At 51.6% G+C, this 7,135-nt stretch carries 4 protein-coding genes and 1 pseudogene; 4 read left to right on the top strand and 1 reads right to left on the bottom strand.

Going from position 1 to position 7,135, the window contains the following annotated elements:
* The first annotated feature begins 374 nt into the window (after positions 1 to 374).
* The 4 genes and pseudogenes from ILT44_RS29560 to ILT44_RS31345 form a co-directional block, all read left to right on the top strand.
* Positions 375 to 1,607 carry a GNAT family N-acetyltransferase gene (locus ILT44_RS29560; protein ID WP_204243185.1) on the top strand — a complete coding sequence of 411 codons (1,233 nt, stop codon included), beginning with the start codon at positions 375 to 377 and terminating at the stop codon, positions 1,605 to 1,607.
* 76 nt (positions 1,608 to 1,683) lie between these two features.
* Complete coding sequence (locus ILT44_RS29555; protein ID WP_204243184.1) at positions 1,684 to 2,892, top strand: FAD-dependent monooxygenase; 1,209 nt, start codon at positions 1,684 to 1,686, stop codon at positions 2,890 to 2,892.
* Between the two features lie 997 nt (positions 2,893 to 3,889).
* The gene (locus ILT44_RS29550) at positions 3,890 to 4,987 is read left to right on the top strand and encodes a heparin lyase I family protein (RefSeq protein WP_204243183.1); all 1,098 of its coding nucleotides are present in this window, start codon (positions 3,890 to 3,892) and stop codon (positions 4,985 to 4,987) included.
* A gap of 188 nt (positions 4,988 to 5,175) precedes the next feature.
* Positions 5,176 to 5,495, top strand: a pseudogene (locus ILT44_RS31345) (transposase domain-containing protein); the annotation flags it as partial.
* Positions 5,496 to 5,518: 23 nt separating this feature from the next.
* Here ILT44_RS31345 and ILT44_RS29540 read toward each other — a convergent pair.
* Entirely contained in the window at positions 5,519 to 6,607 is a 1,089-nt protein-coding gene (locus ILT44_RS29540; RefSeq protein WP_204243181.1) for an AraC family transcriptional regulator, read from the bottom strand.
* Positions 6,608 to 7,135: the final 528 nt, after the last annotated feature.

Raw genomic sequence — 7,135 nt, 5'->3', positions numbered from 1 at the left:
CAGATCGATGATCTGCTGCCGTGGGCCTATGCCACCACGCCGGACCTCAAGGCCGTGGCCTGAGAACATCGCTTACGATAATTGGGCTTGAAGCTCAGAACAGGATGCAGCCCGCTATACAGATGAGGCAGGTGCTTGAGCGATCTGTAACATTTCCCATTAATTAACGTCTGTTCATTTCAGTCCTTAAGCACAATTGACATAGATTAGATCTATACTTTGTGGTTAGCATTAGAACCCAATATAGTTATTATAACGCTATTGACACAAATTATTCGTTACTTTGATATAATAAATGTGTATTTTGATATATATGTTTGTAGTGACTGCATTCAGCAATAGAGCGAGTTCAATCATTGAATATACAATGGGAAATGGAACTCAGTCGATCAATACCGGTACGTGCCGACAATGCATCCGGCGATCCCATTTATCGCGATTGGTCCCAGAGCATAAGAACCGCGACTGTTCATGACTTTGATGCTCTCACCCCGTACATCCCGGCGTGGGATCGGCTCGCTTGGGAGGCTGCCCAAAACGTTCCTACTCTGCTGCCGGGCTGGGTTGATGCCTTTCTTCGTCATCAGTTGAGGCCGAACGAGAGCTGGTTCTGCAGCTTTGCCTATATTGGGGACAGACTTATCGGAGTCCTACCTGTTATTGTGACACCACACCTGCTCTTGGGCCGCCACTGGCCTCAGTTGCGAACTCCATATGATAAGCGAACAACCCACTCTGGCGATGTTGTGCTGGCGCCCGATTGCGCTGCAGTGGCGCTCAAGGCGCTGTTGGCCGAGGCAGCCCATATGGTGCCAAGTCACTCAGGCCTCGATCTCAAAGCTGTGCGGTGTAATTCTCCTGTTTGGCTTGCCCTACGGAATGGAGCCGATGGCTATCTCGTCCGTAGTGGTCACCGTTTCGGGTATTGGTTTCTTGATGTGCAGGGGGATTCCGCCGGCTACTGGGCCAATCTTTGTAAAATGCGCCAGAACCTGAGGCGGAGTCACAGAAGGCTCGAGAAACGGGGCGCCATCTCGGTGGAGATGAAAAGAGGATCATCGGCCAACGAGAACTTCCTTGCCGAATTTCTGGCCCTCGAAGCCTCTGGCTGGAAGGGTCGCATGGGTACGGCCATCCTTAATGATCCCAACTTAGTTGCCTTTTACACTACGCTAGTCAGAAACTTCGCCAACCAAGGTCAGCTGGAGTGGCATGGAATTCGAGTTGACGGCAGACTCATCGCTGGACAGCTTGCGGTGCGGTGCGGGAAGGCTCTGATCCTTCCAAGATACGCTTATGATGAAGATTTCGCCGAGTGTTCGCCCGGCCATCTGCTGACAGAAGAAGTTATCGAAAAGGCATTTTTCGATCGTGAGGTTACCGAGATCAATATTATGAGCAGCGCGCACCAGTGCAGCCTCTGGCATATGGCGCAGGATAGCTACATTGATGTGCACTTAGTTCGCCAAAGGACCTTGCCAGTCCTGTTCAATCTCCCACAAATTGCTGCACGAAAGGCGTACCATGATCATGTGCGGCCTCGAATTCCTATAACCGTGAAGCAGCTTTACCGCCGGTTAAAAAGGATAAAACATCGCAAGCCTTGATAATCGAATTTAAATGCTGATCGACCACAGCCGATGACAACTGCGCTTCCATGATGATTGAAGCGGGGAGTACACAGTGAAAGTTGCATGTGTTGGCGCGGGCCCTGCCGGTCTCTATTTCGCGATCTTGATGAAACTGAGTAATGCGAAGAACGACATCACGGTCTTCGAGAGGAACCCTGCAGGAACCACCCATGGATGGGGTGTCGTCTTCTGGGATGATCTGCTCAACAACTTGAGCCGCAATGATCCCCAGAGTGCGCGTGAGATCATCGAACACTCTTTCCGCTGGCCTGGTCAGGTTGTGGACATGAAGGGAAAACAACGCGTCCACCAAGATAGCAGTGGCTATGCCATTTGCCGCCGAGAGCTTTTGGCTATCCTGACCAACCGGGCAATAGAACTGGGGGTAGAAATCCAATTTAAGCACGAAATTGCGCAAGTCGAACAACTGCCTCATGCTGATCTAATCGTTGCTGCTGACGGGGTTGGAAGTCAGTTACGGCGACTTCATGCAGATCAATTTAAGACGCATATCAGTGTCGGCAGGAACAAATATGCTTGGCTGGGGACGACGCAAGTTTTTTCGGAATTCACATTTGGCTTCGTGCCGACAAAGGCTGGATGGATCTGGTTTCATGCTTATGCCTTCAAGAAGGATATGAGCACCTTTATTGTCGAGTGCGCTCCAGAGACATGGACGGGACTTGGCTTTAACAAATTAAACGCAGTTGACAGCCTTAGACTATTGGAAGACCTCTTTAAGCAGCATCTTGACGGTCATCAACTCATTACCCATGCCAGCGAAAGCAAGAGCCTGCCTTGGCTCAACTTCCGCAACTTGGACAACGAGACGTGGTGTACGGACAATCTTGTGCTGATTGGGGATGCGGCGCACACTACCCACTTCACAATCGGTTCGGGTACTCGGCTCGCAATCGAGGATGCTATCGCCCTTGTGAATGCTTTGGGCAATCAGGATGAGGTTAAGGCGGCGGTCAAGGTGTATGAGAGCGAGCGGCAGCGCGCCCTGATGCTTCCAAGGCGGCAAGCGCGTCTCAGTGCGCGATGGTTTGAGAGCCTTACACGCTACACCGATTTGGATACGCCAGAGTTTCTCATGCTGATGATGAACCGGCGTTCCCCTCTAATTCCCTACATGCCACCGAGAGTGTATTGTCAACTCCACACAGCTCTCCTCCGAGATTCAGTCTTTCGGAAACTATACAGAGGTGTGGCTGCCGTGGTTGGAAGTCTCCGCAGACAGCAGCCGTCGCTCAGATAATTGAGACTTGATGCTCAGGGAACATGGCTGCAGCCACTTCAGGACCAATCTTGAGAGGGCTCATGGGTGGCACAATCGTGCGCAGGTTCGACGGATTTTGCCGTAGCACTCGCATGAAATTTGTTCGAGGCTAAGGCAGTCTGAGATGATGATTTCTCTGCGCTGCTTCGTGATCAGATCCTTTATCTGAAATGTGCGCAGCAAGGTACTGATCGTTGAGCGCTGCCCCGACTCGGCCGCAGTATGGATCAGGGGCAGGATGTCCGTGTTATTGCGGTCTTGTGTGCTCGTGATCTCGCTGCAGCAGCGCGCCTCTATCGTTTGGAAAGCAGTGCAGGAAACTGCCAGGAAGGTTTGGACCTGCAGCGCCTAGCTACAGCCGGGATCAATTACCGTATCTTAGCTCGATCTTGCATCGCTTCCTGCACCCTGTCGAGAGTGATCCGGAAGGTCGCACCAGCGATTTGCACCTTATGCATCCGAAGGCCCAGTGGGAGACAATTGCACTGATTAGGCCGAACACGCACTCACGCCCAATAGACGCCACCTCGGTGAACTAGCTCTCTCATGTTAAGCTACCCCCCTGCACTTCCGAGCCGGCGTTTGGACATGGAGAGCAGGTGGTCGGTGCTGCCGCCGCCTCTAAGTCAGTGAACCTCCGCATTGCTGGAATATTCCCTTATCATTTCACTCGATATTTATGGCCGATTTAAGCAACGAGATGTCTCAGATTAACAAGACAGCCAAAACCTCGGCCGATATGAAGGCCTAGATCCATTGGATTCTGTGTAAGTAGTTTATTTGAGTGTAGCGTAGATTTGTTCATGGCTAAAAATTGCCATAATCATCTTGTGTAGAGATATGCGTCGCTAGACAAATGAATAACATTAAAACTATATAGGGGCTTTTTATGTCTTCATATTTTACGTCTGGAAGCTATGATATTCAGAATGATGGCGCATCATATGCCTATAATTACGATACGACATCTGACGTAATGCGCTTCGAAGTCCGGAACGGCGACAGTCCCGTTTACGGCAACTCTAATACCCAGCGTTCGGAGGTCTCGAGCAAGAACCATCTCGCCTTCGGTCAGACTTATACCTTGAGCTACAAGTTCATGATCGAGCCAGGCACCAAGAGCACCTCCGACTGGGTGATTATCGGCCAGGCTCATGCTACGGAAGATGCCGGCGAAGGCGGCGCGTCGCCGCCGTTCGCAATCGAACTGGCGAACGGCGAGAAGATGCGGATCGTAGCCCGCTCCTCTAATGCCGATGTGACCTCCTCGTCGAACATCAAGTATATGAATCTGTACCAGGACAGCACGGACTTGGTGCGCGGGCAGTGGTACGATATGAAGATCACGGTCAAGTTCGACCCGGCCGGCAACGGTATGCTCGACGTCTGGCGTGACGGCAAGCAGATCGTCGACTACACGGGTGCGATTGGCTACAAAGACCAAACGGGCCCGTACTGGAAAGAGGGCATCTACCGCGAGCATGCGCCCGAGACCCTGGCGGTGAAGTACACTGCCCTGGACGTGGTAACAGGAACAGGCTCGACCTCAACAACACCTCCCCCCACTTCAACAACGCCTCCCCTCACCTCAACGCCCGAGGCATCGACGCCAACCTCAACACCGACTACCACTAATACAATCAACGGCACCAATAGCTACGATGATCTGAAGGGTACCCTCAGTAACGACAAGATTGATGGATTGGCCCACAATGATATTCTGCGCGGCATGCTCGGTAACGACGTCCTTACTGGCGGAACCGGCAAGGATTGGTTCAACTTTGACACTAAGCTGGGCAGCAGCAATATCGATACCATTACTGACTTCAATGTAGCCGACGATAGCATCCGATTTAACGACGCAGTGTTTACCAAGCTCTCAGTCGGCACGTTATCATCGCGCAACTTCCGGATTGGTGAGAAAGCCATGGATTCGGATGACTACGTCATCTACAACAACAAAACTGGCGCGCTTTCCTATGACGCCGATGGTTCTGGCGCAGGTGCAGCGATTCAATTTGCGAAGGTCAATGCCAATCTGATGATGACAGCTGCCGACTTCATCATCTACTAAGTTTTACAGAATCAGGGCGGCCTCGGACCATGCCGAGGCCGCTCGCTGCAAATTCATGAGCTTGGTTGCCGCGTTGCCGCCTATGGAATGTCCAAAAACTGGGTTTTGTTCATCTGAAGGGCACCATGGTCGTATCCTGCGACGTCTGCTGGTAGACGGCCAGATTCTGGCAGGCGGGAATGAGATGACGCTCGGCGCTTGTGCGCTGGGATGAGCTGACCCGTTTCCTGGATGACGGGTGCATTGAGATCGCCTCCAACGTCGTCGAGCGGCGATCTGGCCCTTGGCTTCGACGCGCAAGAACGCGTTGGCTGCCGAGTCGGATCGTGGGGGCGAGCACTGGGCGATCATCGCCTTCTTCGTTGAAACGTGCAAATTGTGCGGAGTGGATCTGCAGGCTTATCTCACTGACGTCTTGAGCCGCATGGTCATCGGTCATCTCAACACACAGATGGATGATCTCCTGCCTCAGGCCTACGCCACTACGCAAGACCTTAAGAACGTCGCTTCAGACATTGCTTACCGCTCATCTTACATTTCACCAATAGTTTGCTCCTCATTGCTGATCATGTCCCGGCGAGCTGAAGTCGGCGACTTACCTGTCCATCGATGAAATGCATGAATGAATGAGCTGACTTCCGAGTATCCGAGAAGCCATGCAACCTGTGACACGGACAGCTTTTCATTACGGAGATAGCGTTGCGCCAAATCCAAGCGGATCTTTTCTAATACGCGGCTAAAAGTCAGCCCCTCCTCAGCCAATCTCCGAGCGAGTGTTCGAACGCTCATTCCTAGTTCCGCCGCCACATTACTGATCGTCGCATCGCCATTCGGCAGACGGCTGGCGATAGCATGCTCAACATAGCTCTGAGCGGATGTGCGGCTAAACTGAAGATGCTCAGTAACGCTATCTAGATGATCTAAAAGAATTCGGTTCAGAAAGGGATCAGCCCCGGAAATGATCACGCTATTGAGCAGACCGAGCACCTGGTGATCGAATGCGACCTCGTGTTTGACTTCTCCGAACCGTATTGAGCAGCCAAAATACCGCTCAATCTCCGACGTATTATTTTCCCCGACGTGAATGAAGCTGACATAGTTTGGCGTGATATCACGTCCGGTAAATGTGCGCATTAATCGAAGCAAACATGTCATCCAAAACTCCGTTTGATGACGGTTGGACCTCGGTTCCATACCCACATTCCCGATGCCAAGCGTTAAGGGGCCAGGCAACCTTTGTAATAGAAATTGTTCATCAAGGACTGTGCTGTAGTTAACTGCATAGTCAACTGCTTCTGCAAGCGTATCAGAAGATACTATCAAGTAGTACAGAGCCCCGATCTTCCGGAGATCAAAATCCTGCGCAAGGTGAAATCCGAACAATCCGTCAGCCGATTCTTCTGCAACCAGATTCGCCAAGGCGATCTGACTGCGTCTGCTCATTCGACGATGCTCACCTTCCGACGCAATGGCATGCATGCCCGCCTTCTTAAGCAGCTCACTTACTCTCATGCCTCTGGCATCTGCATAGTCAAGTGTAAGCTTTGACAACAAACTAGTGTCTGATGGCAGCTCGATAGGACGCCTACCTGCAAGACGGCTCAGCTTGATCTGGCCCATGCGGCACCCCTGTAAACACCGGCAACGAGAGATGACTCATGTTTGCGCTGTTCAAAGAGAGATCGGTTCCGAACGGCTCAGTGACAGCTACAGTCAGAAAAGATCGGAACGACTTATCCGAAATTGAGAGAGACCATTCCCAAAAGCATGGACAGGGCAGCTCATTGCACGCAAGGAAGCCCCCGGTCCAGGAATCACATTCTCCATCAGTTTGATGCCAAGGCTCTCATTGCTTGCCTGAATGATGAGTTCTTCGAAGCTGCACATCCGAAAGGAATTCAAACTCGATAGGAGTGTCGTTAAACATATGAGTTTGAATAATGAACCACTTCCATTCTCCGGCTGCTCAAACTCCTTGATCATCATGGCATGATGCATAGCTTTAGAGTAGAACCTTACGAGAGCGAGCACAAATAGACGAAGCCAGTCCGATTTCTATCTACTCATTTGTTAAAGCGCTTTTGATCCGGACTTGAATCCATTCGGGTGGGTTGGGCGTTGACTGGGATATGGCCCGGGAGGCGAGCC

This window comes from Microvirga arvi (assembly GCF_016892765.1).
Classification (GTDB): domain Bacteria; phylum Pseudomonadota; class Alphaproteobacteria; order Rhizobiales; family Beijerinckiaceae; genus Microvirga; species Microvirga arvi.
This window is presented reverse-complemented; position numbering and strand designations above follow the sequence as displayed.